The 24,171-nt window shown below is 57.5% G+C and carries 25 protein-coding genes, 2 tRNA genes and 2 pseudogenes; 18 read left to right on the top strand and 11 right to left on the bottom strand.

Annotated elements, in window-relative coordinates; genetic code table 11:
* The first annotated feature begins 136 nt into the window (after positions 1–136).
* The 5 genes from ACSQ16_RS07315 to ACSQ16_RS07295 all read left to right on the top strand — a co-directional run bounded on the left by ACSQ16_RS07315 (position 137) and on the right by ACSQ16_RS07295 (position 4,779).
* Positions 137–1,657 (top strand): ArnT family glycosyltransferase, encoded by a 1,521-nt coding sequence (locus ACSQ16_RS07315; protein ID WP_243261135.1) that lies wholly within the window; start codon positions 137–139, stop codon positions 1,655–1,657.
* Positions 1,654–2,649: a glycosyltransferase family 2 protein gene (locus ACSQ16_RS07310; RefSeq protein ID WP_243261136.1), complete on the top strand. Its 996-nt coding sequence runs from the start codon at positions 1,654–1,656 to the stop codon at positions 2,647–2,649. Before ACSQ16_RS07315 ends, ACSQ16_RS07310 begins: the two co-directional genes overlap by 4 nt.
* Complete coding sequence (locus ACSQ16_RS07305; protein ID WP_243261137.1) at positions 2,646–3,035, top strand: GtrA family protein; 390 nt, start codon at positions 2,646–2,648, stop codon at positions 3,033–3,035. Before ACSQ16_RS07310 ends, ACSQ16_RS07305 begins: the two co-directional genes overlap by 4 nt.
* Positions 3,036–3,195: 160 nt before the next feature.
* Entirely contained in the window at positions 3,196–4,224 is a 1,029-nt protein-coding gene (locus tag ACSQ16_RS07300) for a metallophosphoesterase family protein (RefSeq protein ID WP_243261138.1), read from the top strand.
* A 39-nt stretch (positions 4,225–4,263) separates the two neighbouring features.
* The gene (locus ACSQ16_RS07295) at positions 4,264–4,779 is read left to right on the top strand and encodes a DedA family protein (RefSeq protein ID WP_243261139.1); all 516 of its coding nucleotides are present in this window, start codon (positions 4,264–4,266) and stop codon (positions 4,777–4,779) included.
* A 148-nt stretch (positions 4,780–4,927) separates the two neighbouring features.
* Here ACSQ16_RS07295 and ACSQ16_RS07290 read toward each other — a convergent pair whose 3' ends face one another.
* The 3 genes and pseudogenes from ACSQ16_RS07290 to ACSQ16_RS07280 all read right to left on the bottom strand — a co-directional run.
* On the bottom strand, positions 4,928–5,872 hold the full coding sequence (locus ACSQ16_RS07290; protein ID WP_243261140.1) for a cation diffusion facilitator family transporter: 945 nt from the start codon (positions 5,870–5,872) through the stop codon (positions 4,928–4,930).
* A 39-nt stretch (positions 5,873–5,911) separates the two neighbouring features.
* The gene (locus tag ACSQ16_RS07285) at positions 5,912–6,379 is read right to left on the bottom strand and encodes a DUF411 domain-containing protein (RefSeq protein WP_243261141.1); all 468 of its coding nucleotides are present in this window, start codon (positions 6,377–6,379) and stop codon (positions 5,912–5,914) included.
* Between the two features lie 19 nt (positions 6,380–6,398).
* A pseudogene (locus ACSQ16_RS07280) lies at positions 6,399–6,731 on the bottom strand (hypothetical protein); the annotation flags it as partial.
* A 453-nt stretch (positions 6,732–7,184) separates the two neighbouring features.
* On the opposite strand from ACSQ16_RS07280, the gene ACSQ16_RS07275 reads away from it, so the two are divergent.
* Positions 7,185–8,438: a tetratricopeptide repeat protein gene (locus ACSQ16_RS07275; RefSeq protein ID WP_435988719.1), complete on the top strand. Its 1,254-nt coding sequence runs from the start codon at positions 7,185–7,187 to the stop codon at positions 8,436–8,438.
* 134 nt (positions 8,439–8,572) lie between these two features.
* Here ACSQ16_RS07275 and ACSQ16_RS07270 read toward each other — a convergent pair.
* A tRNA-Asn gene (locus tag ACSQ16_RS07270) sits at positions 8,573–8,647 on the bottom strand.
* Positions 8,648–8,924: 277 nt separating this feature from the next.
* Here ACSQ16_RS07270 and ACSQ16_RS07265 point away from each other — a divergent pair.
* Positions 8,925–9,314: a DoxX family protein gene (locus tag ACSQ16_RS07265; protein WP_243261143.1), complete on the top strand. Its 390-nt coding sequence runs from the start codon at positions 8,925–8,927 to the stop codon at positions 9,312–9,314.
* 67 nt (positions 9,315–9,381) lie between these two features.
* On the opposite strand, the gene ACSQ16_RS07260 is transcribed toward ACSQ16_RS07265, so the two are convergent.
* Positions 9,382–10,968, bottom strand: a complete 1,587-nt coding sequence (locus ACSQ16_RS07260; RefSeq protein ID WP_243261144.1) for a gamma-glutamyltransferase family protein — start codon at positions 10,966–10,968, stop codon at positions 9,382–9,384.
* A gap of 791 nt (positions 10,969–11,759) precedes the next feature.
* Here ACSQ16_RS07260 and ACSQ16_RS07255 point away from each other — a divergent pair.
* Positions 11,760–12,971: a glycosyltransferase gene (locus ACSQ16_RS07255; RefSeq protein ID WP_243261145.1), complete on the top strand. Its 1,212-nt coding sequence runs from the start codon at positions 11,760–11,762 to the stop codon at positions 12,969–12,971.
* 164 nt (positions 12,972–13,135) lie between these two features.
* Positions 13,136–13,297: pseudogene (locus ACSQ16_RS07250) on the top strand (transposase); the annotation flags it as partial.
* Between the two features lie 128 nt (positions 13,298–13,425).
* Here the strand turns inward: ACSQ16_RS07250 and ACSQ16_RS07245 are convergent.
* A tRNA-Ser gene (locus ACSQ16_RS07245) sits at positions 13,426–13,515 on the bottom strand.
* 433 nt (positions 13,516–13,948) lie between these two features.
* Between ACSQ16_RS07245 and ACSQ16_RS07240 the strand changes: the two genes are divergently transcribed.
* Entirely contained in the window at positions 13,949–14,245 is a 297-nt protein-coding gene (locus ACSQ16_RS07240) for a hypothetical protein (protein WP_243261147.1), read from the top strand.
* A 102-nt stretch (positions 14,246–14,347) separates the two neighbouring features.
* Here the strand turns inward: ACSQ16_RS07240 and ychF are convergent, their stop codons facing one another.
* Both ychF and ACSQ16_RS07230 read right to left on the bottom strand, forming a co-directional pair.
* Complete coding sequence (gene ychF, locus ACSQ16_RS07235) at positions 14,348–15,445, bottom strand: redox-regulated ATPase YchF (protein ID WP_243261148.1); 1,098 nt, start codon at positions 15,443–15,445, stop codon at positions 14,348–14,350.
* A 59-nt stretch (positions 15,446–15,504) separates the two neighbouring features.
* Positions 15,505–15,696 carry a hypothetical protein gene (locus ACSQ16_RS07230; RefSeq protein WP_007117519.1) on the bottom strand — a complete coding sequence of 64 codons (192 nt, stop codon included), beginning with the start codon at positions 15,694–15,696 and terminating at the stop codon, positions 15,505–15,507.
* A 154-nt stretch (positions 15,697–15,850) separates the two neighbouring features.
* On the opposite strand from ACSQ16_RS07230, the gene trpA reads away from it, so the two are divergent.
* From trpA to ACSQ16_RS07190, 8 genes are all read left to right on the top strand, one after another.
* Positions 15,851–16,642 (top strand): tryptophan synthase subunit alpha, encoded by a 792-nt coding sequence (gene trpA, locus ACSQ16_RS07225; protein ID WP_243261149.1) that lies wholly within the window; start codon positions 15,851–15,853, stop codon positions 16,640–16,642.
* Positions 16,643–16,778: 136 nt separating this feature from the next.
* Positions 16,779–17,969: an alpha-hydroxy acid oxidase gene (locus ACSQ16_RS07220; RefSeq protein ID WP_243261150.1), complete on the top strand. Its 1,191-nt coding sequence runs from the start codon at positions 16,779–16,781 to the stop codon at positions 17,967–17,969.
* Positions 17,963–18,583, top strand: coding sequence for a hypothetical protein (locus ACSQ16_RS07215; protein WP_243261151.1), 621 nt, complete (start codon positions 17,963–17,965; stop codon positions 18,581–18,583). The genes ACSQ16_RS07220 and ACSQ16_RS07215 overlap by 7 nt, the downstream gene beginning before the upstream one ends.
* A 114-nt stretch (positions 18,584–18,697) precedes the next feature.
* Positions 18,698–19,354, top strand: coding sequence for a 50S ribosomal protein L25/general stress protein Ctc (locus ACSQ16_RS07210; RefSeq protein WP_243261152.1), 657 nt, complete (start codon positions 18,698–18,700; stop codon positions 19,352–19,354).
* Positions 19,355–19,531: 177 nt separating this feature from the next.
* Entirely contained in the window at positions 19,532–20,230 is a 699-nt protein-coding gene (gene pth / locus ACSQ16_RS07205) for an aminoacyl-tRNA hydrolase (protein ID WP_259982153.1), read from the top strand.
* A gap of 79 nt (positions 20,231–20,309) precedes the next feature.
* Positions 20,310–21,485 (top strand): serine hydrolase domain-containing protein, encoded by a 1,176-nt coding sequence (locus ACSQ16_RS07200; RefSeq protein ID WP_435988718.1) that lies wholly within the window; start codon positions 20,310–20,312, stop codon positions 21,483–21,485.
* 16 nt (positions 21,486–21,501) lie between these two features.
* Positions 21,502–21,885, top strand: coding sequence for a DUF2237 family protein (locus ACSQ16_RS07195; protein WP_243261155.1), 384 nt, complete (start codon positions 21,502–21,504; stop codon positions 21,883–21,885).
* 2 nt (positions 21,886–21,887) lie between these two features.
* The gene (locus tag ACSQ16_RS07190) at positions 21,888–22,457 is read left to right on the top strand and encodes a DUF4893 domain-containing protein (protein ID WP_243261156.1); all 570 of its coding nucleotides are present in this window, start codon (positions 21,888–21,890) and stop codon (positions 22,455–22,457) included.
* 16 nt (positions 22,458–22,473) lie between these two features.
* Here the strand turns inward: ACSQ16_RS07190 and ACSQ16_RS07185 are convergent, their stop codons facing one another.
* The 3 genes from ACSQ16_RS07185 to ACSQ16_RS07175 all read right to left on the bottom strand — a co-directional run bounded on the left by ACSQ16_RS07185 (position 22,474) and on the right by ACSQ16_RS07175 (position 23,784).
* Positions 22,474–23,007: a helix-turn-helix transcriptional regulator gene (locus ACSQ16_RS07185; protein WP_243261157.1), complete on the bottom strand. Its 534-nt coding sequence runs from the start codon at positions 23,005–23,007 to the stop codon at positions 22,474–22,476.
* A gap of 203 nt (positions 23,008–23,210) precedes the next feature.
* Complete coding sequence (locus ACSQ16_RS07180; RefSeq protein WP_093928451.1) at positions 23,211–23,477, bottom strand: tryptophan synthase subunit beta; 267 nt, start codon at positions 23,475–23,477, stop codon at positions 23,211–23,213.
* A 40-nt stretch (positions 23,478–23,517) separates the two neighbouring features.
* Complete coding sequence (locus tag ACSQ16_RS07175; RefSeq protein ID WP_243261158.1) at positions 23,518–23,784, bottom strand: tryptophan synthase subunit beta; 267 nt, start codon at positions 23,782–23,784, stop codon at positions 23,518–23,520.
* Positions 23,785–24,171 lie beyond the last annotated feature (387 nt).

Below are 24,171 nucleotides of genomic sequence, written 5' to 3'. Positions count from 1 at the left end.
AAGCTCCGTAAGGTATCGAGAAAATAACCTGCTTTGCAGCTTTAAGCCATCTTCGTAATGTTACGGATCGGTATAGTGCCGACCACCTTTTGCAGATCTCTGCCGTCCTATGCCCTTAGAAAAAGGACAGGACATCATGGTCGCAATTGATCCCAAATTCGATACAGCCGTGCGGCAAGAGCATGCGGGGCGCTTTGGCTTAACGCGCAGTGACCAACGGTTCCTGCTGTTTGCACTCGGTGCATTATTCGCCGTGCGCCTGCTTGCCATGTTCTGGTGGCCTTTCACGGATTCTACAGAAGCTCGCTATGCCGAGATCGCGCGTAAGATGGTCGAGACAGGGGACTGGATCACACCCCAGTTTGACTACGGCGTGCCATTTTGGGGCAAACCTCCCTTACATACTTGGCTGTCTGCCTTGGGGATGAAGCTCTTTGGTGTTGGGGCTTTTGGTGCGCGGGTATTCATCTTTGCTGCGTCATTGGGGGTGCTAAGCCTTCTTTTCGCCTGGATGCGTCGGCACCGGGACCCGGATCAGGCTCTGCTCGTGACGGCGGTTCTCGCTTCATCTTTAATGTTTTTTGGCGCGTCGGCCTTTGTGATGACGGACATGGTCATGGTGCTCGGCACGACCCTGAGCATGATCGGCTTCTACAACTATATGGAGGACGGCCCCTCTCGCAGCACATGGGGACGGTGGTTCTTCGTCGGCATCGCAATCGGCCTTTTGGCGAAGGGGCCGGTCGCGCTTGTCCTAACGGTGATCGCGCTTGTACCATGGTTGGCGCTGACTGGACGCTGGCGGGAATTACACGGGTTTCCCTGGCTGTCAGGGCTGTTGATCGCCGCAGCGCTGACCCTTCCTTGGTATAGCTTGGCCGAGATCAAGACCCCGGGGTTCCTGCGCTACTTCCTTATCGGAGAGCATTTCCAACGCTTTGTCGTGCCGGGTTGGCAGGGTGATCTTTACGGCTCCGGCCATGAGCAGCCCAAGGGCCTGATCTGGCTTTATGCCGGCGCAACGTTTCTGCCATGGAGCCTGTTTGCCCTGCCCCTGCTTCCCCGAGCCGCCTCTTACGTCAAGGAAATGACAGGGAGTGATCGAGGCTGGCACAGCTATCTCGCGCTTTGGGTCGTCGCGCCACTGATCCTCTTCACCCCCGCCGCAAACATCTTGCCAGCCTATGCCCTGCCCGGGCTTCCCGCAGCGGCGGCTCTTCTGGTCTCGCTTTGGGCTCAGGTCAGAGGTCGACCGGGGTGGTGGGCGCGGAACGCGGTCTTCATGGCCATTGTTTTTGTGGGGCTGGCATTTCTATCTCTGACCATTCTGGCGCGTTACCAGCCCGGATCAATCACCTATCGGTCAGAGCGCGGATTAGTAACCGCGGCGCAAAGTTACGATCCTGATGTGCAGATTACCTATTGGGGCGGTCGCAGCTTTTCTGCCGAGTTCTATACGCGAGGCAGAGTTCAGTTCACCGAGCGAACCGCGACATTCGATAGCCTTGCAGACAATGGCTTGCGCGACGCGATGGCCATCCCGGCATCTATCGCCTCGGAACTGGTTCCTTTGCTGGGTTCGCGGTTCGATCCTGCCGGACAGTTTGGGCATCGCATCTTGTTCGTCGAAAATCTGGATCGGGAGGTAACACGATGAACCGTCGCCCCGAAAGCTATGTTAAGCCTAAGCTCGTTCCTTCTCCACAACCTATTCCCGATCTTTCGTTTGTGATCCCCGCTTTCAATGAGGCGGGCAATATCACCAGAACGGTGGCCAAGGTGGATGCGCATGCCCGCAGGCTGGTGAGTAGTTTCGAGATCATCATCGTGGATGATGGCAGCCTCGATTCCACTTTTGAGGAAAGTCGAGCACTCTGTGCCCAATATCCGCTTCGTGTGCTGCGGCTGTCGCGGAACTTCGGCAAGGAACATGCGATCATGGCCGGTCTGGAGAGTACAGTGGGAGCGGCGGTGGTCATCCTTGATGCCGATCTTCAAGAACCCCTTTTTCATCTCGAAACCATGCTGAAACATCGCGCCGAGGGGTATGAGATGGTCTATGCCGTCCGCGCGCAACGCCGGGACGAGACATGGCGCAAACGGGTTTTCACCCGGGCGTTCTATGCCCTGCTGAATATCGGCGGCGACACCGCGATACCAGCCAATGCGCGCGATTTCAGGCTCATGGATCGACGGGTTGTCGATGCGCTCTGTGCCTTGCCTGAGCGCAATCGCTTTATGAAGGGGCTGTATGGCTGGGTCGGCTTTCGCACCAAGGCTGTGGCGATTGAGTTGGCCCCGCGGGCGACCGGAGCCTCTAAATTCGGCTTTGCTGGATTGTTTAAGTTAGGTTTGACCGGCCTTACATCCTTCACCGCATGGCCGCTAAGGGTTTGGACGGGGATAGGTATGACCATTGCCGCCTGTTCAATTCTCTACGCCCTCTGGATTGCCATCCGCACCCTCGTCTTCGGCATCGAGGTGCCGGGGTGGTCGACACTTGTGGTGGCCGTCATGTTGCTGGGCGGGGTGCAACTTATCTCCATCGGTGTGTTGGGCGAATACCTCTCGCGGGTCTTTACGGAGGTCAAAGGCCGTCCCGGCTTTATCATTGCGGAAGACTTTTCTGCTGATCGGGAGCATCTATGATGTGGCGCCAATTTTTGCGTTTCGGGATGGTCGGCCTGTTTGCGACCATCGTTCATATGATGATCGGCTTTCTACTGATCCAGGCAAACTGGCAGCCAGTGATGGCGAACCTGCTCGCCTTCACAATCGCTTTCGTGGTCAGCTTCATCGGCCATCTCGGCTTTTCCTTTGCAGACCAAGAGGTCAGCCTATCAAACGCGCTCTGGAAATTCGCGCTTGTCGCCCTGATCGGTTTTGCCGGCAACGAAGTGCTGCTGATTGTTTTGTTATCGGTCGGTAATCAGACTGAAGTCATGAGCCTGTGGACCTCAACCGGGTGCATTGCATTTTTGACTTTTGCGCTCAGCAAATTTTGGGCGTTTCGCGGTCCTGCGCAGCCCCGCTGACTGCCGTCGGTGCTGTCGCAATGGCTGTGATGGCTCTGGTTGAAATGTGCAGCCCTGCAAGCCCGCATCCATGGCCGGATCAACACCTTACCAATTGGTAATATTGCGGCAATGGTCCGATCAGTCGGCAAACTCTACTGCTTCGTTTAAGGAGAACCAGATGAAGAAAACCGCCTTTCGAACCCTATTGGCAACAACAGTGGCCCTTATTCTTGTTGCCGGGACCGAAGGCCAGGTATTCTCCGTCGCGGCTTCTGGCATACGGTCATTGGCGAGCCCTCTGCAATCAGACATGTTCGACACAAACCGGGTCCACAAACTGGATGTGACGCTGCCGTTTTCTGTTCTGGCGGCAGGTGACATCGCCTCCTGCGCAAACGGAGGCTACTTGGGTAGAACCGACAGAAACCTGCGCTATGCGGTTGGTCTTCCCCGGGCAGAAGCCACACCGAACGAGGGCATGATAGACACCACCAGCATCTTGGAACAACACCCCGAAACGGCAGTGCTTGCCTTGGGGGACCTGGTTTATAAACGCGGAGAAGCCGTGGGCTTTGAAGATTGCTACGACCCCTATTGGGGGGCTGCTTGGGAGCGCACATGGCCGACCCCTGGAAACCACGAATACCACTCCCCTCTTGCATATGCATACTTTGACTACTGGCAAGATCGCGCAGGGCCAGACCGAAGCGGCTATTACGCTCTGCAAGCCGGGAACTGGTTGATCCTGTCACTCAACAGCGAGATCGATGCGTCCGAAGGGTCTGCACAGGCGAAATGGGCAAAAGAAGTGCTCGCAGCGCATCCCGACAGCTGCACTGCCGCATATTTTCATAAACCCGCCTATTCGAGCGTGGTGCGCAGCGGATCGAACGATGCACGGGCGCTGTTCCGGCTTGTCGCTGAGGCAGGTGTCCGCTTCGTCTTGCATGGTCATAATCACTTCTATGAACGCACCGCGCCGCTGGATGCCGAGGGAAAGCCAACAGAGGGCGGCACGATCGCCTTCGTGGTAGGGGCCGGCGGCAAGTCGACACAGGGCAATATTGAGCCTGCGGCCTTCTCTGAGCGGCTGATTGCCGGGACAACAGGCGTGCTGAAGCTGACCTTCACAGATGAGGCGGCCATCTGGACCTACCTCACCGCCCCCGGATCGGAGGAAACTGACAGCGGCTTGATCCCGTGCTGAAACGGGCAATGCTGCCCAACCTACCGCATAGGCCCGAGCATGTTTGACTTTATCACCTCGCTGCTGGCTTCAACGGGGAGCCTCGGCGTCGCCGCCCTGATGTTGGTTGAGAACGTCTTCCCGCCGATCCCTTCGGAAGTCATCATGCCCTTCGCCGGCTATCTCGCGGCGAACGGTGACCTCTCCTTTGTGAGTGTAGTGATCGCCGGCACGATCGGTTCAGTTGCAGGAGCCTTTCTGTGGTATTGGATCGGGTCAGCGGTATCTGAAGCACGGTTGCGCAGACTCATCGCGCGACACGGCAGGTGGCTGACCATCTCAGAGCAAGACCTCGACCGTTCCCTTGCGTGGTTTCGGCGCAATGGTGGCAAAGCGGTGTTTCTGGGCCGGATTGTGCCGGGTGTCCGCACGCTGGTATCCATCCCAGCCGGCATGACGGGGATGCCGCTACTGCCATTTCTTCTCCACACAGGGTCGGGCAGCCTCCTCTGGACGGCTGCGCTCACCATTTCAGGCTATCTGCTGGAGGCGCCGTTTGCCAAAGTCGAGATGTAGATCAATCCGGTGACAAATGTTCTGCTCTTGGGCCTTCTCGGTCTTTATGTCTGGCGGTTGCTTCGCCCTCAGGCACAAAGATGACGCCGGTGGAAAGGCGCAGTTCAGACAGTCTCAATCATCGGCCGTTTGCAGCATTTTAGGATTCTTATTCACCAGGCTCTTCGCCGGTGCTTTTTGCGTCGTCTTTATGGCCAAACAAGGACGCTCCCCTATGGGCATTCGCAGAGGTTTCAAATTCAAGGCTGGAGTGGGTGATGCCGAAGTCGTTGGCGAGCTTTTTCTTAACCTCCTGTTTTACGACCTCGAGATCCGACCAATCTCGCCCCACCAACACCACATGGCAATCAAGAGCCACCTCATGCTCCTGCATCTGCCAAAGGTGAACGTGATGCACATCCCGGACGCCATCGACATTGTTCATCGCCTCGACCACTGCGCCTGCATCCAGGTCGGGCGGACTGCCCAGCATCAGCATACGGATCGGACCGCCGATTTCAGTAAGGGCCAGATAGAGGATATAAAGCGCGATACCGATGGTAATCGCGGGATCGACCCACCGAAGGTCGTAAAGGATAATGAGCGTGCCACCGATAATCACTGCGACCGAGGCCAGCGCGTCTGACAGATTATGCAAGAACAAAGCCCTGATATTCACGCTGTCCTTCTGCATCGAATAGGTCAGCAGCGCCGTCAGTGTATCGACCACCAGCGCAACAGCGCCCAGAATGACCACTGTCCAACCTGCCACCTCAGGCGGATCAATCATGCGCATCCCGCCTTCGTAGATCAAATAGATCCCGACCAGAATGAGCGTGGTGTTGTTGATCAGGGCGGCAACGATTTCAATTCGACCATAGCCAAAGGTCATCCGCGCATCTGCCGGACGCCGTGCGATTTTGCGGGCGACAAAAGCGATGACCAATGAGGCCATGTCCGAAAAATTGTGCAGCGCGTCCGCGATAAGAGCGAGCGACCCCGCAAAGACACCGCCCACGATCTGTGCCACCGTCAAAAGCGCATTCGCCCAGATTGCCAGTGATACTCTGCGGTCTCCGCTTTCGGGGTCAATATGGGCGTGATCATGTGCCATATGTGCTTCCTACCGGTTTAGGGCCAGAACCGTTGCGTTTTATGCAGCCTCGTAGCGTGTGAAAACTTCGCTGTTGCCATCACGGGCAATCAGATAGACGTCATATGCGTCGCGCTCACTCTCCGGTCCCATCCCCGGCGAGCCATAGGGCATTCCCGGCACGGCGAGGCCGATAGCATCCGGGCGCTCTGCCAGCAGTTTGCGGATGTCGCCGGGCGGGACGTGGCCTTCGATCATATAGCCCTCGATCTTTCCGGTGTGGCAAGAGGCCATATTCTGCGGAATACCGTTGTCTTGCTTGTATTTAATCAAGAGCGTCCCCAAGCTGCGTTCCGTGGTCACGGCAAAACCCTCGTTCTCCAAAATCTCGATCCACGCCGAACAGCAACCGCAATTAGGATCTTTCATTACATGGATCGCGGGCTTTGCTTCAGCCAAGGCCGCGAGGGGTGCGGCGGCGGCAAAACTCGCGGAACAGGCCAGCAAGCTGCGTCGTGTGAGGGTCATGTAGAATCCTTCCAGAGGTTCAGGCTGTCGTTTCATCTGTTGCATGGGTTGTAGGGCAGCGGCCGGGTTCGGCCAACCGCTCAGCGAAAGTTGGGCGGAAAGGTAGCAACCGCAGGGCGTTGAGCCTAACCAAAACAGCCACCCCAGTGTGCGCCAAAATCGCGATCCAGAGGCCGGTGACGCCAAGCACCGTGGCGACAAGGAACCCGGCCTTCAGCTCAAGGTCGATGGCGATTTTCTGTCGGATACTCCCGATCATGGCACGTGCAAGGCGGATTTGGCCTGCCACATCCGTCACCCGCTCGCGCAGGATCGCGGCATCGGCGGTTTCAAGAGCCACATCGGAGCCGGGACTTTCAGCAGGCCGGACAAGCCGGGATGCCCACGCCGCTGCAAACAAGGCGCCGCTGCCGAGCACCAAGCAACCTTTCGCAGTTTGATGCCAAACCGGGTCCAATGTATCTTTAGGCGCAGAGTCTCGAGGAGCGGCCCCTGCCCAACTGATCAGCGCATCGTCCGGTAGGATAAAACCGCCCGTGGGCCTCTCTGTCTTCGCTCCCTTCGTCGAAATGCCAAAACCAATGCCGCGGGTGGAGAAACAGCCATCCATATTTGGAAATTGTCAAATGCGTGGTGGACCAGTAGTTCAGCAATTCTTTGCTGAAATTCAGCCTGTTCGCGGAAAATCGGCAAAGCATGTAGTGATCCACTACCAGCAACGCTAGGTCACTATCAGGTCCATACCTCTCCATAAAAGGCGTGTGTTCTTGAGGCAGCGGGGCATGGCAATAGAGGATACTTCAAAATGCAAACTCGCAACAAAGGCTCACTTTTCGGCCGTATATTGAGACCATTTCAAACGACGGGCGCGGGCTCTATTGACATAGAAAGTGGAATGATAGCGCGGGAGGAAGGTCAGTACGATCGAGCGCATGAAATTTTCGGCGCTTTAGCCAAAGAGGGAAATGCTGAAGCTCAATGTGAGTTGGGCCGCCTGTACTTTGACGGGTTGGGCGTGTCGCAGAATTTCGTGACATCTCTCGAATGGGCGCGGAAGGCCGCTGATCAGAACCATGCAGGCGGGCTTAACTCTGTCGGTGTGTGCTACCGGAATGGGCTGGCTGTCGACGCTGATCTTGATGTGGCGATGTCCTACTTTCTTCGCGCGGCGGAACAAGGGTCCGTCAAAGCCATGTTCAACTTGGGCAATATGCACGATCTAGGAGGGGAACTGGCACATGACCCCGACCAAGCGCTGAGCTGGTACGAAAAGTGTCTGAAGGCCGATGGGAGCTTCGCGCTTGCAGCTTACCGTGCAGGCGTATTGGTTCTGCAAGGGTCTGATCCGGACCCCGACCGTGCCGTTGGTCTTTTGCAAATTGCTGCGGACCAAGGTTTGGCGGATGCACAATACACCCTAGGCCTTGTGTATGATGAGGGCATGGGCATACCCGTTAATCATGCCAAAGCAAGGACCTATTACCTTGCCGCTGCCAATCAGGATCATCCTGCTGCCCAGATCAATCTGGGCAACTTGTACAATGAAGGGATCGGGGGCTCACAGGATCACCAAAAGGCAACAGAATGGTACCACAGAGCCGCCGAAATGGAAGTGCCCGCCGCTGAGATCAATATGGGCAAACAATATCAAATGGGATGGGGCGTTGCCAAAGATATGGATGAAGCGCTTGCATGGTATCAACGCGCGGCAAACGGCGGGGAGCCTGTAGCCTATCTAAATATTGGTCTTATGTATCTGAATTGGGATGGTATTGAGCAAAGCGATATTGACGCCGCACTATGGCTTTTCAAGGCTGCGGAATGTGGCGAGCCGCGGGCCATGCGCTGGATGGCGACGCTATATGACGAGGGGCGCGGTGTGCCGCTGAATTCCGTCCTCGCGCTGGCCTATGAGCAGTTAGCTCATGACTTTGGTGAAGCTACCGACGGCGCTGCATGGCATGAGTTTCGGCAAAAGCTGAACGATGCCGAAGCGGAGAAAGCGCTTGCGCTGGCCGCAAATTGGTCAGTTGGTATGCCCGGTCTTCGTGCCGGATGACGAACAAACGCAAGTACCCTGCCAGCGGGCTGACGGGGTGCATGCGTCTGTGGGTGAAACCAAGACGCGCGAAATAGAATGCGCTGCGACCGCAATCGCATAAGCGCCAATCTTTTCAGTGATCTAGGAGAGATTGGCTCCGGCGGTAGGGATCGAACCTACGACCAATTGATTAACAGTCAACTGCTCTACCGCTGAGCTACGCCGGAATGCCTATGTCTGTCTGGTGAGTAACTCTACCGGACAGCGGCTCTTTAACTTGGGCGGTCCGGGGTGCGCAAGGGGAATTGGGCACGAATATCGAATTTTTTTCGCAAATCTTGCCGCCACGGCGAAAATGCTCTGTTTGACGGATGGCGACAGACATCTTCAATCACAGATGTGTGACAATCCCCCCTTCCCCGCGCTTCAGGCTGGACGGCTTACGCCAACTGCGATTGATATTTGCTCAGTTTGCGCAACTCCTAGCACTACAAAGGAAAAATCATGACCTTCCTCACCCCCTACCGGCTGCAAATCTTGTCGCTACTCCGCATCATGTCGGGGCTTTTGGTGCTGCAGCATGGCACAACGAAAATCCTCGGCTTTCCAGCCAGCCAGATGAGCGGCGTTTCAATCACGTCGATGGGCGGCATCGCGGGCGTCATTGAGCTGGTTTTTGGCGTTTTGCTGGTGGTTGGCCTTTTCTCAAGATTGTCGGCCTTTATCCTCAGCGGCTTAACCGCAGCGGCCTATTTCATCGCGCATATGCCGCAGGGGTTCTACCCGATGCTGAACGGCGGAGAACTGGTGGCGCTTTACAGCTTTGCTTTTCTCTACCTCGCGGCCGCAGGCCCGGGGCCTTGGTCGGTCGACGCGATGCGTGACCACGGCTGAGGCCGGATATGAAAAAGGCATGGCCCGTCTGGGGCCATGCCTGACGTTACTACAGGTTATAGCGCGGTTAGAACCCTGCAGCCTGTCCATCCTTGCGCGGATCGGAACCGGCGGAATAGCCCCCTTCTGGCAAGCGCTGCACCAGTTGCGCGCCGCCGAATCCAAAGGCATTGTCGGGCGCTTCGACATGGATCACATGGCCCAGATCACGCAACCCTTGCAGCAATTCCGGCTTCATCGCCGGTTCGCAAGCGACCTCTAGCCCAGACAGCATCCGCCAGCGTGGCGCGTCGGCTGCAACCTGTACGTCTTGGCCCCAAAGCTGGGTGCGCAGCAGCAATTGCATATGCCCTTGAGCCTGGATCGGGCCGCCCATAATGCCGTAAGCCATCAGCGGCTGGCCGTTCTTCATGGCAAACCCGGGGATGATCGTATGGAAGGGGCGCTTGCCGCCTGCCACGATGTTCTGGTGCCCGGCCTCGGTGGTGAACCCAAAGCCGCGGTTTTGCATCGACACGCCCGTTCCCGGCACCACCACGCCTGATCCGAAGCCCGCATAGTTTGACTGGATAAAGCTGACCATCATGCCAGAAGCATCGGCCGTGCTCATCAAGACCGTACCGCCCTTTTTCGGCGCCCCTGCCCCGAAATCCTGCGCTTTTTGGGTCGAAATCAGGGCCGCACGGGATTTCAAGTAAGCGGGGTCGAGCAGCGCCTTTTCATCCACCTCGGTCATCGCCGGACGATCGGCGACATAGGCATGCAGGTCACTATAGGCGAGCTTGCACGCCTCGATCTGAAGGTGCACCGACATGAGATCGTCGGGACCGTGGTCGCGAATTTCGCTATGCTCTAGAATGCCCAAAGCCATAAGCGCGGCGATCCCCTGCCCGTTTGGCGGGATTTCATGCAGTTCCACGTCGTCGAAGCTCTGGCTGATTGTCCCACACCATTCGGGCGCATTGGCGGCCAAGTCCTCCATGGTCATCGCGCCGCCGTTGGCTTTGGCATGGGCGACGATTTCCTCGGCGATTTCCCCTTCGTAAAAGGCGCGGCCGTTCGTTTCAGCAATCAGGCGCAGGGTACGCGCGGCACCGGGGTTACGGAACCGCTCACCCGCACGCGGGGCGCGACCTTCGGGCAGGAACGTCTCAGCAAAGCCCGGCTGCTTGCCCAGAACCTCGGCCCCGCGCGCCCAGAGCGTGGCAATCGTGGGCGAAACGAGGAAGCCTTCCTCAGCGTAGCGGATCGCCGGGGCCAACACCGTCGCCAGATCAAGCTTGCCGAATTTCTCCATCAGTTCGACCCAAGCGCTGACCGCACCGGGAACGGTGACACTGTCCCAACCATGCTCAATCATGCCATCGGGGAACCGCTCGGGTGACCAAGCCGCCGGAGCGCGGCCCGAAGCGTTAAGCCCGTGCAGCTTCTTTCCATCCCACAGAATGCAAAAAGCGTCGGAACCCAGCCCGTTGCCCGTCGGTTCCACCACCGTTAGCGCCGCGGCAGTTGCGATCGCCGCATCCACCGCATTCCCCCCCTGCTGCATCATCAAAAGCCCAGCCTGCGTGGCCAGCGGTTGTGAGGTCGCGACAACATTATCGGCAACCACGGGGGAACGGTGGGACGGGTAGATTGGATCGTGACGAAGCATAGCTGTCCTTTGCTAAGGTAAGGCCAGCGGCACGGTTATTCCGGCCGCCTGCGGCGTTGCCGGCAAACTGAACCCGAATGCAGCTGCATGCAACTGCTCTGCAGCGCTAATTCCCAAGCAGTTGGTAATTGGATTTCTGTGAACGATATGATGTGCCGCTCTACCCGGGATTTTCGCCATGATGGCGCATCTTCAGACGCAACATGGTTCGATGATGACGAAAGCTATGCTCGCAATGAGAGGGGGTGAAAACCATCACCCAGATAGCCCAGAGGCGGCTTTCCTCTCTGTACTGCCATGCCCTTGCACAAAGCGACTGATCGGCATCCGAAAAGATGCAGTTATGAAGGATACGAGACCAATCTCTAACGTTAACCAACATTCAGAACCTCCCTTTCGCATGGCGTCGGGCATTCACATGCCCCTACTGCCAGGATTTGCCCCCCGAATGGGTTGGTCCTCGTCAAAAATTCTGCCGAGAATACAGCGGAGGATGACCAAAACCATGCCGCGCGTTTGTGTAATCTTTGCGATACGACCGTACGGTGGGTAAACGACCTCGGCTGTCTGGCAGCGCCGACAGATTCTTCATGGCAAGCACAGAAAAGGTTATCTCCAAGGCAAGAGCTTGCCATTTGGCTGACACCAAACAATGCTGTGCTCTCTCGACAGCGTTAGTCGATGATGCAAAAATATCGGAGCTCTTTTCGCCCCCACATTTTTAGGTCATCAGGCTTTTTAAGGCCCGCCCTTCCACGACCCTATTTAACGACAAAGGATAAAAGCAGCCTATGCCAGAGAACCTGCTTATTTATGCACCGGTTCCCCTCTACGCCTCCTCCCAAGGTTTCCTTCAGGAAAATCAAGCTTGTAACGGCCTGCGATTATGGGCCGAAAATTTTGAGACCGTATCGGTCATGATGCCCGTGCTAACCGGGATGCCCCCCCCCAGTTGGCGCCCTATAAGCACGGTTGGTCCGAGTTTAGAGCGTATTAACGTTATTCCCCTACCCACCGCCTATCGACCCGATAGGTTTTTCCAACATCTTCCATCCACGGCGCGCCTTATCCAAGAGCAGATCAAAAAGGCAGATTATCTTTCATTCTCCATCGGGGGGCTATTCGGGGATTGGGGATCGGTGTCATGTCACCTCGCCCATAAGATGGGCAAGCCATATGCCATCTGGACGGACCGGGTGGAATCGGAAGTTGTCCGCCGCACGGCTCATGTTGGAAACTGGCGCCAGCGGTTGCGTGCGCGCGCAACCCACCGTCCGATGTTCGCCTTGGAAAAACATCTGATTAGGCGATCTTCGTTAGGGCTGTTCCATGGCAAGGAGACCTATGACACCTATGCGCCCTATTGCCGCAACCCGCAGATTGTTCACGACATTCATATACCAAAATCTGATCACATTGATGCCCAAGCACTAGATGAAAAGCTCGCATCTTTAGTGAAAGGCCCTCTCAAGATCGCTTATGTCGGCCGGGCCGATGCCATGAAAGGGTCGCTGGACTGGATCACAGTCATAAAAAACCTCGCCGCTGCGGACATGGATTTTCAGGCAAGCTGGCTTGGTGATGGCCCCGATCTGCAAGAGATGCGTGCTCAGGTGACCGAAGCGGGCTTGCAGGATCGCGTCAAACTGCCCGGCTTCACAGACGATCGTTCCGAAGTGCTAAAATGCTTACGAGATGCTCATATCGTTATGTTCTGCCACAAAACTCCTGAATCACCCCGCAGCTTGATCGAGGCACTCGCCTCAGCCGCGCCAATTGTCGGCTATGAGGGAGCTTTTGCACGCGATCTTATCTCAGCAGAGGGCGGTGGCTTGTTGTCTGGCATGGGGGATACAGCGGAGTTAGCCCGGAATATAATGACCCTTGATAATGATCGACAGAAACTAGCCCAGTTGGCCCGAGAAGCGGCGGTGGCTGGATCAACCTATGACGAAGAAACGGTTTTTGAGCACCGCTGTGAGCTTATTCGTCGGTATCTATGAGTTGTAGAGAAGCCGTGGTAACAATGATCTAAGGATGCGATACACTTTGCTGAAAAGCATTCTTGACCTTTAAAGGGATGGGAAAGCTGCAACACCCCGGATGACCCGCCACGGGATTTTTGCTCCACCGCCGATTAGAGTCCGCCCCAATTTGAGGACGGACAATGAAGCGAGCAAGATTTACTTACGAACAGATCATCGGCATTCTGACGGAGCACGAGGCAAGCGCGAAGTGCGCTGACCTGTGCCGCAAGCATGGTATGTGGGAAGCCGCCTTCTACAACTGGAAGGCCAAATTCGGCGGCATGACGGTGTCGGATGCGAAGCTGGTGAATGGGTGTCATCGCCATGAGGCTCAATCTAACGCAGACAATCACCATCACACGGTTTGCGGGCTTTTTGGGCGGATAAAGCGCGTAACTATTCTAAATTTTATTAAAAAAGCAAGGCGCAGTGGCGGAGACGAAGGGATTCGAACCCTCGAGACCCTTCCGGGCCTACTCCCTTAGCAGGGGAGCGCCTTCGACCACTCGGCCACGTCTCCGTCGACCCGTTTAGACAGGTCCCGTCCGAGTGACAAGGCGAAATTGGCCAGAAAATTTGCATTTTCTGCATCTAATTTCATCTGGCCAGTGGGTCGTGGCTTTCGAACGCCTATCCCTAGAAACTCGAGCGTTGCACCAAAGAGGGAACGCGATTGTCCCTCCATCAAATCACCGTTTATTCTCCTTCTTAGCACCCTCTGTAGCATCTCACACGGGAGCGTGAATGACTTGTGAAACCATGAGAGCTCGACAATAAAGCACTGTTATAAAACGATAAATCCGATACCCCCTACCGTTCACCCGCAGCAATTTCCCTCGAACGTCGGCATCCTTGCCGCAGTGCCGAAACTTTCTCGCTCCCTGTGCCGTTACTTCACCACAAACAATGACATCGCAATGACGCGATCTTAGAGAAACCCGAAGGAACACATTATGAAACTTATCTTAACAACAGCCGCCGCCGCTTTGATCTCCACCGCAGCCGTTGCGGATAACTCCACTCGCTACAACGACATCTTTCTGAACACCTCAAATGACGCGGGCGAAGTGTATGGCAACAGCGACCGCATGCAAGATGCAGACGAGTCGACCAAAGCAAACGACATCATGCTGAACACCGCCGACAACGCGAAAAACGGTGACACCGTTATGAGCAGCCGTAATGCAATGAGCAGCCCCGGCGAAGGCTACCCCTATGGCGGGTTCGGTCCGGGCAACGACAGCAAATAAGCTGAAGACGTTCCAATTGAAAAACCCGGCAGCGCAAGCTGTCGGGTTTTTTGTTTTCCAGTCAACTGAACGGCGCGATCAAGCCACGCTGCAGATCAATCGTTAGGTGTTGAAAAGGAAGTGCAGCACGTCGCCATCCTTGACGATATAGCTCTTACCTTCAGCACGCATCTTGCCCGCCTCTTTGGCTGGGCCTTCGCCGCCAAGGCTTACAAAATCATCATAGGCGATGGTTTCGGCCCGGATGAATCCCTTTTCGAAATCGCCGTGAATCACACCAGCGGCTTTCGGAGCAGAGGTGCCGGATTTGATCGTCCAAGCGCGCGCTTCCTTGGGGCCGACGGTGAAGTAGGTCTCAAGATGCAAAAGCTCATAGCCAGCGCGGATCAGACGGTCGAGACCGGCCTCTTTCAGCCCCATCTCTTCGAGGAACATCTCGGCCTCTTCGGCCTCCAGCTGGCTGATCTCTTCTTCGATTTGGGCCGAAATTACGACATGTGAATTGCCCTGCGCAGCAGCCATTTCGGCAACTTTCGCGGAATGTGCGTTGCCTTCGGCGGCTTCCGCCTCGCCCACGTTACAGACGTAGAGCACCGGTTTCGTGGTCAGCAGTTGCAGCATCCGCCAGGCTTTGGCGTCATCTTCGTCCACCTCAACCACGCGCGCGGGGTTGCCCGCTTCAAGCGCTTCGAGCGCCATACGCATTAGGCGTTCCTGCTGCACTGCCTCTTTGTCACCGCCACGCACCTTGCGCACGATGTTCTGGAGGCGTTTCTCGATGCTTTCAATATCCGCTAGCATCAGCTCGGTGTCGATGGTTTCAGCGTCGGCCACCGGGTCCACGCGGCCTTCGACGTGGGTGACATCCCCGTCTTCAAAGCAACGTAGCACATGGGCGATAGCGTCGACTTCGCGGATGTTGGCGAGAAACTGATTGCCCAAGCCCTCGCCTTTCGACGCGCCTTTCACCAAACCGGCGATATCGACAAAGGTCATGCGCGTGGGGATGATGCTTTTCGACTTCGCGATCTCCGCCAATGTGTCGAGCCGCGCGTCGGGCACAGCGACTTCGCCGACATTGGGCTCGATGGTACAGAACGGAAAATTCGCTGCCTGTGCCGCTGCGGTGCGGGTCAGCGCGTTGAAAAGGGTCGATTTGCCGACGTTCGGCAGACCGACGATGCCCATTTTGAAACCCATGACGATACCCCTATAAAAGCTGCGCGTGTGTTAGGGGTAGCCGGGGCAAAGCGCAAGGCTCAGCGCGCGCGCCGGTCCTGATGCGCCTGATAGATCAAGATCCACGCCAGCAGGATGAACATCGGATGGGTCAGCCCGCCTGAGAAGATGATCGCAGGGACCCAGATCAGGAACACCACGATAGACAGGATTGGCCGTCCGATCAGCAGGATCGACAGCGGCGGCAGGAAAAGGGCGAGTACATAATTCATGCGCCATGAGATAGGAGGCTTTGCGCCAAATGGAAGGGCGCAACGCGCGAAACGGCCTTGATCAGGGAATTTTGCCGCCCCCTGCCCCGCGGTGGATTGATTTTCGCCGCCACATTCGGCATTGCCGAGGAAAGCACCAAATGAGGCAAGCCACATGACCCGTATCGACGCCAAATTCGAAGACCTCCGCGCCCGCGGCAAAAAGGCGTTTGTCTCCTATGTGATGGCCGGGGACCCGGATTTCGATCGCTCCCTTGAGATCGTGCGCGGCCTGCCAGCCGCCGGGGTGGATATCATCGAACTTGGCCTGCCCTTCACCGATCCAATGGCCGACGGCCCCACGATCCAGCTTGCCGGTCAACGCGCCCTAGAAGGGGGCATGACGCTGAAGCGCACGCTCGAAATGGTCCGCGCCTTTCGCGAGAATGACGACACGACACCGATCGTGCTGATGGGCTATTACAACCCGATCTATTCCATGGGTGTTGAGAAGTTCTTAACCGAAGCCAAAGATGCCGGGATCGACGGGTTGATCGTGGTTGACCTGCCACCCGAAGAAGACATCGAACTGTGCCTGCCCGCCCAAGATGCCGGCCTGAACTTCATCCGCCTTGCCACGCCGACCACCGATGACAAACGCCTGCCGCGCGTGGTGCAAAACACCTCTGGCTTTGTCTATTACGTCTCGATCACCGGTATCACCGGCTCGGCAGAGGCAAATGCCGCTGATGTTTCCCCTGAAGTTAAGCGCATCCAAAAGGCCAGCGGCCTGCCGGTGATCGTGGGCTTTGGCGTGAACACCCCTGAAAAAGCCCGCGCCATCGCCGAAGTGGCAGACGGCGTGGTGATCGGCTCGGCCATCGTGAACCGTATCGCCAATGGCGACAGCCCTGAGGATGTTTTGGCCTTCGTCAAAACCCTCGCCGACGGGGCGCATTCAGCGTAAGCCTATTTTAAAGAGACGAACTAAAGCCCGCGCTGCCCTATTGGCCGCGCGGGCTTTGTCGCTTCCACGCCCTTCACAATTGCCAAGTCCCCCGCCACTTGCTACCCAAAGTTGACCCATGCAACATAGGTGGCCCATGCCCGTCATCACCAATATCGACGACCTCAAGCGTATCTACCAACGGCGCGTGCCACGGATGTTCTACGATTATGCGGAATCGGGCAGCTGGACGGAGCAGACCTTTCGCGAGAATTGCAGTGACTTTGACCAAATTCGCCTGCGCCAGCGCGTGGCGGTGGATATGTCGGGCCGCAGCACAGCAACGCGGATGATCGGTGAAGATGTCGCCATGCCCGTGGCGCTCGCCCCCGTGGGTCTGACGGGCATGCAATGCGCGGATGGGGAGATCAAGACCGCTCGGGCAGCAGAAGCCTTTGGCGTGCCTTTCACCCTGTCGACCATGTCAATCAACTCCATCGAAGACGTGGCTGAAGCGACAACAAAACCCTTTTGGTTTCAACTCTATACCATGCGCGATCAGGACTACGTCAGCCGCCTGATCCAACGGGCCAAAGACGCGAAATGCTCCGCGCTTGTCATCACGCTGGACCTGCAAATCCTCGGACAGCGGCATAAAGACCTGAAAAACGGCCTGTCGGCCCCGCCCAAACTCACGGCCAAAACACTCGCCAACCTTGCCACCAAATGGGGCTGGGGGATCGAGATGCTGGGCGCCAAGCGGCGGCATTTCGGCAATATCGTCGGCCATGTGCATGGGGTGACCGACAATGCCGACCTTGGCGCATGGACGGCAGAACAGTTCGACCCCTCCCTTGATTGGGACAAGATCGCCAAGATCAAAGAGCAATGGGGCGGCAAGGTGATCCTCAAGGGCATCTTGGATGCCGAGGATGCGCGGATGGCGCTGAAGGTCGGGGCGGATGCGATTATCGTCTCCAACCACGGCGGGCGACAGTTGGACGGGGCGCTAAGTTCGATCCGCATGCTGCCAGAGATCCTCGACGCGGTCGGCGACCAGATCGAAGTGCACCTTGATGGTGGTATCCGGTCGGGTCAGGACGTGCTGAAGGCCATGGCGATGGGCGCCAAAGGCACCTACATCGGGCGCGCATTCATCTATGGCTTGGGCGCGATGGGCCAGCAAGGCGTGACCCGCGCGTTGGAGGTGATCCACCGCGAACTGGACCTGACCATGGCGCTTTGCGGCGAGACACAGGTCGCCAACCTTGGACGCCATAACCTGTTGATCCCACGTAACTTTAGCGGCGATTGGCAGGAATGGCCGCGTGATCCCGCCAAATGCTGATCTTTCTCAGCCGCGAACTGACCTTTCTCGCCACGCCGAAAACCGGGACCACCGCCGTGGAAATGGCGCTGAAACCCGAAGCCGAGATTGTCTTTTCGCGCAGCCGCAAGCATCTCACCGCGCTGCGCTATCAGCGGCGCGTGCTGCCCTTCCTGCAAGAGACCTTCTCGGCCTCGCCCGAACCACTGGCCGTGATGCGCGATCCTGTAGAGCAAATCCGCAGTTGGTATCGTTATCGCAGCCAGCCCCGGCTTGATGGCAAAAAGCTGAGCACCAAGGGCCTGACATTCGAGGAATTCGCCCTTGAGGTTATCTCAGACACGCCCCCGCCCCGCGCGCAGATCGGCAGCCAATTTTCCTTTCTGACATCCGACCAGGACGACCTGCTGGTGCAGCACCTTTTTGCCTACGAACGTCAGCCCGCCTTCCGCGACTTCCTGGCCGAGCGGTTGGGGCGTGAGATCAAACTGAAGCCGAAGAACGTCTCGCCTGATCTGCCCGCGCCACTGTCAGGGAACGTCGAATCCCAATTGCGCGCTGCACGAGCCAAGGAGTTCGCCCTCTATGACCGGCTGATGGCCGCGGATGGCTACCTGCATACGCCACAGGAATAGCGGGCTTCCCGGCCCTTTTGCCCTTTCCAGCCGGGCAAAACCGGTCTATACGCGCGGCTTCACGCGGGAATACAGCCTTGGAGGATTCCCGCCCTAACAAATTTGGAGACTAAAATGGCCGGAGAGATTCCTGATCTTGAAGCCCAGGTACGCGCGGGGACAGGCAAGGGCGCCGCTCGCCAAGCACGTCGTGACGGCATGGTTCCTGGTATTGTATTTGGTGGCGACAAAGAGCCGCTGCCGATCAACATCCCATTCAACAAGCTGCTGACCCGTCTGCGTCAGGGCCGCTTTAAGGCGACTCTGTTCAACCTCAAGGTTGAAGGCCACGACGACGTTCGTGTGATCTGCCGCGACGTTCAGCGCCACGTTGTCAAAGACCTGCCCACACACATCGACTTGATGCGCCTGAAGCGGACCACCAAGATCAACCTGTTCATCAACGTCGAAGTCAAAGGCGAAGAAGAATGCCCCGGCCTGAAAAAGGGTGGCGTGCTCACTCTGGTCCGTCCGGAAGTTGAACTGGTCGTGACTGCTGCGGACATCCCTGAGTTCGTGACCGTCGACGTCACTGGTCTTGAGATCGGCGACAGCGCGACCATCAGCCGTGTTGATCTGCCCGAAGGTGCCAAGCCCACGATCGACCGCGACTTCGTTGTCGCTACGGTTTCGGCTCCTGCCGGTCTGTCCGCGTCGGATGACGACGAAGACGAGACTGCAGCGGACGAAGTACCGACAACCGAAATGGGTCCGCCCGACGGTGAAGAATAAGCATCAGCCGCAAGGCAATGCTGGAACGGGGTCGCATCACGCGGCCCCGTTTTGCGTTTGGGAGTGATCTCTTTAAAAGAAATCACTGCGGGATTTTCAAAAAATTCCGGCACACAGCAGGCCATTCCATCCCCCTGCCCCTCTTGTTAAACTCCACCGAACCACAGGAGAAAGCCCATGAAACTCATCGTCGGCCTTGGCAATCCGGGCGGTAAATACGCCCGAAATCGCCACAACATCGGCTTCATGGCGCTGGACCGCATTGCCGACGATCACGGCTTTGCCCCGTGGAAGGGCAAGTTTCAGGGCAGTGTCAGCGAGGGGCGCTTTGGCTCTGACCGGGCGGTGCTGCTTAAGCCTGAGACATTTATGAATAACTCCGGCCAATCGGTGCAGGCGGCGATGAAGTTCTACAAGATCGACGCGGGCGATGTGATCGTCTTTCACGATGAGCTCGACCTTGCCCCCGGCAAGGTCAAATGCAAGACCGGCGGCGGCCATGCGGGCCACAACGGCCTGCGCTCGATCCATGCGCATATCGGCGCTGACTATGACCGCGTGCGTCTCGGCATTGGCCACCCCGGCCATAAGGACGCGGTGGCGGGCTATGTGCTACGCGATTTTCCCAAGGCTGACGAAGGCTGGCTGGACGATGTGCTGCGCGGGATTTCAGACGGCGCTGCCGATCTGGCGCGAGGCGATACGGGGCGGTTTATGAATGCCGTGGCCCTACGCGTGACCCCGCCCCGTTCGGGAACCGGAAGCAAAGGCCCACAGAAACCCGCAGAAGCCTCGCCAAAGCCCGCCTCCAGCAAGCCCGAGCCGGAGGCCGAGCCCCAGTCGCCGCTGCAAAAGTTGATGGATCGCTTCCGCTGAGCAATTCCGCCTGACGCAATGTCGGGCTGGTCCCCGCCCGCGCCGCGTGGTTCACTCAGGTCAATATTGAGGGGACATCATGCGTACATTCGGAAAATGGCTTGGCCGGGTCTTGCTGGCGCTTTTGGTGGCGGCGGTCGTCATCGGGCTTTGGAGGCGCGAAGAGATTGCGCGCCTGCTCGCCGTGAACTCATTGTTCTCGGAAGAAAAGATCGTGCACAACTTCAGCCATATGGATGGTGCCTTCCTCTCGGTCCCCGTCTCGCGCGGGGATGGATTGACGAGCGAGCTGCCCTACGGCCCCGAGACCGAATTGCCCGAAACGGTCGATGACTGGATCGCCGCCCGCGATGTGACCGCGCTGGTGGTGCTGAAAGACGGCGCCATCGTCTATGAGAATTATTTTAACGGCACCGGCCCCGAAGATCGCCGGATAAGCTGGTCGGTGGCGAAAAGCTATCTCTCCGCCTTGGTGGGCATCCTGCTGGACGAAGGCAAGATCGCATCCCTTGACGATCCGGTCACGAAATATGCGCCCAATCTCGAGGGCAGCGCCTATGACGGGGCAAGCCTACGCAATGTGCTGCATATGGCCAGCGGCGTCACCTTCGACGAAGACTATCTCGACTACGATTCAGACATCAACCGCATGGGCCGGGTCGTGGCCTTGGGCGGCAGGCTGGATGACTTCACTGCCGAACTGACCGAGACTTTCGCGGAACCCGGCAGCCAATGGCAATATGTCTCGATCGATACCCATGTGATCGGCATGGTGGTGCGCGGAGCCACCGGGCGCGGCGTGCCGGAGTTGCTGAGCGAAAAGGTCATTGCGCCCTTGGGGCTGGAACATGCGCCCTATTACATTGTTGATGGTTCAGGCACCGCCTTTGTCTTGGGCGGGCTGAACATGACCACACGCGACTATGCCCGCTTTGGCCAGATGTTTGCCCAAGGTGGCCAATGGAACGGCAAGCAGGTCGTGCCCGCAGACTGGGTGACAGCATCAACCAGCCCCACCGCCCCCACTGCGGAGGGGCAGATCGGATACGGCTACCAATGGTGGATCCCCGTGGGCGCAGCAGAAGGGGAATATATGGCGCGCGGCATCTATGGGCAGTACATCTATGTCGACACCGCCCGCGATGTGGTCATCGCCACCAACGCCGCCGACCGTAAATTCCGTGAGGCCGGGGTGGCGGAGCAGAACATTGAGATCTTCCGCGAGATCGCGGCCTCCGTCTCTGGCGGGACCTAAGGCAGAAAGGCAAGATATGACACCTGACAGCAGCATCAACGTCCTGAACCAGCCGCTTGTGATCTGCGGGACGGACCCGGTGACGGGGTTCTTCCGTGATGGACATTGCAACACCTGCGCGCAGGATCAGGGCAGCCACACGGTCTGCGCGGTGATGACGGCCGAGTTTCTGGCCTATTCTAAATATGTCGGCAACGACCTGAGCACCCCGCGCCCCGAGTTTGGCTTTGCCGGGTTGAAACCGGGCGATCCTTGGTGCCTCTGTGCTGCGCGGTTTTTGCAGGCCGCGGACGAGGGCTGCGCACCACGGGTTCACTTGGCCGCCACACATCTACGCGCGCTCGATATCGTGCCGCTTGAGGTACTGCGCGACCATGCCATCGACCAGAACGAGGGGTAACCATGCGCCTGCGCCTCCTGCTGCTTCTCCCGGCCACCTCTTGGGCCGAAACAACACTGCGCCCTGCCGACAGCGCGCGGCTGGATAACCTCGATGCAGCCTTTGGAAATGCCGTGATGCAGGCGCTTGCCGCGGGCGAGGCTGGGGATGTAACCGCATTGACGCGCGCGCTGTCGGGCGAACCGCAGGTCGCTTTCTCTGCCGATCTGCAGGGCGATTGGTCTTGCCGAACGATCAAGCTCGGCGGGATCAGCCCACTTGTCGCCTATTCTCCGTTTAAATGCCGCTTTACGGCGACCGACCGCGGTTTCGCCTTTGAAAAGTTGACGGGATCGCAGCTGACCCGCGGGGAGATTACCCTGCGCGATGGCCGCGCGATTTATGCTGGCGTGGGCTATGTGAATGGTGAAACAGCGCCCGACTATGCCGACCTGCCCGAAGATTTCACATCGGGTGGTAAGGTGCAGAGCGATGTCGCGGTGTTCCAGCGGATCAGCCCGACACGGGCCCGGCTGCTGTTTCCGTCACCGGCTGTGGAAAGCGATTTCGATATTCTGGAATTGACGCGCTAAAGGCGCCACGCCGCTGTCAGGCCGCGTGGCAAAGCTGTAGCTTGGACTTGGGCCGGGGCATCAGAGAATCGTCCATCAGGTCTTCGATGAAAGTGCTCAAAAGTTGGGTTCGCCCGGTGACGCCAGCCTTGCGATAAATCGCATTGGTCTGCGCCTTTACGGTGCCTTCAGAGGTGCCGCGCATCTCTGCAATATCGCGTGTATTCAAACCCTTGGTCAGAAAGATCGCCACATCCCGTTCGGCCGGGGTGAGGTGCCATTCGCGAAAATGTTCTTCGAGCACATCGGCGAATTCCACCGCACAATGGCGCAGGGCCGTTTCCGCCCGCTCGGCACGCTGAATGCTCATGCGCAGCGCCATCCACCCCAGCACAACGCCAAGGATCAGTCCCAAAACCTGAACGCCTTTGTTGGGGCCAATATCCGCAAGCGGTATGCCAAAAAGCGTCACGCCCCGACCTTCCAGCGCAAACACCAGAACGAAATAGACGGTCGCGTTAAACTGCAAAGCGGCGATGACCCACAGAGCGATCTTTTTCTTATTATTCATGGTGAAGCCTTGCCTTGGTATCCGCCGTATTTAACCGCGGCCCACCGAAGTACAAGGGATGGCGGCCATGCGCCGTGATCAACCCTTAGTGATTTGGCACCCGCCCCGAAGGGCAGGTGCAGGGTCTCAAAGCCAGCTCTGGGGCCAGTTCTCTGGCCGAAAGAGTGTTGTAACGCAGTGCCTTATCAGCCAGCAGGCCAGGTTTAGTGTGGGAATCGGTCCACGGAAGCGGCGCTCTGAGCAGTTGGGAAGACGGTGATTGTCACATCAGACAGGTCTTCGGCGCGCAGGTTGCCGCTTTTGAAATTTTCAAGTTTGCTTTCATCCACGGCTTCGCTGCGGCTGGAGTAGGAAACGCCGTCATTGGTTTGATCGTTGTAACCAATGCGCTGGCCTTCCATGCCCTGAGCGAAAGCGGCAGAACCTGCTGTAGCAAGGATGAGGGCGGTTGTTGCGAGTGTCTTTTTCATGTCGTGTCCTTTTGGGGAAGTAAGTGAATGGTGCCCGCAATTAGCGCGGGAAACGGTTCACGGAAGCGTCGCTCTGAGCGGTTGGGAAGACGGTGATTGTCACATCAGACAGGTCTTCGGCGCGCAGGTTGCCGCTTTTGAAGTTCTCAAGTTTGCTTTCATCCACGGCTTCGCTGCGGCTGGAGTAGGAAACGCCGTTATTGGTTTGATCGTTGTAGCCAATGCGCTGGCCTTCCATGCCCTGAGCGAAAGCGGCAGAACCTGCTGTAGCAAGGATAAGTGCGGCGGTTGCGAATGCGGTTTTCATATCGTGTTCCTTTTCATACCCGGGTTGTATTGCGAGCCGCTCTTCAGTGACGCGGCGTCGTCGGGATGACAGGGAAAAGGGCATTCGAGGGGGAATTGGCTATCTGCCTTGGGTTTAAATCGTCCGATCTAAACCCATGAAAGAGTGTCATAAACTTTGGTTTACGAGACGAAAGCAGCGCGATAAACAGTGAGAAGCTGCCGCGGCGTCAAGCCCACAAGGGCGAAACCAAGTTTCGCGGGCAGACGCGCAGGCTGCAACCGAAAGCTAGCCGCTCTTTTCCGCATAAGAAAGTTTTTTCTGGTTTTTCCTTGAAGGAAGCTCGCCCCCTGCCCAAAGTTTACGCTGAAATTCAACGCATCCCTCTGGCCCACAAAAAAACGGGCC

This window comes from Sulfitobacter sp. SH24, assembly GCF_965641895.1.
In the GTDB taxonomy this organism is placed as follows: domain Bacteria; phylum Pseudomonadota; class Alphaproteobacteria; order Rhodobacterales; family Rhodobacteraceae; genus Sulfitobacter; species Sulfitobacter dubius.
This window is presented reverse-complemented; position numbering and strand designations above follow the sequence as displayed.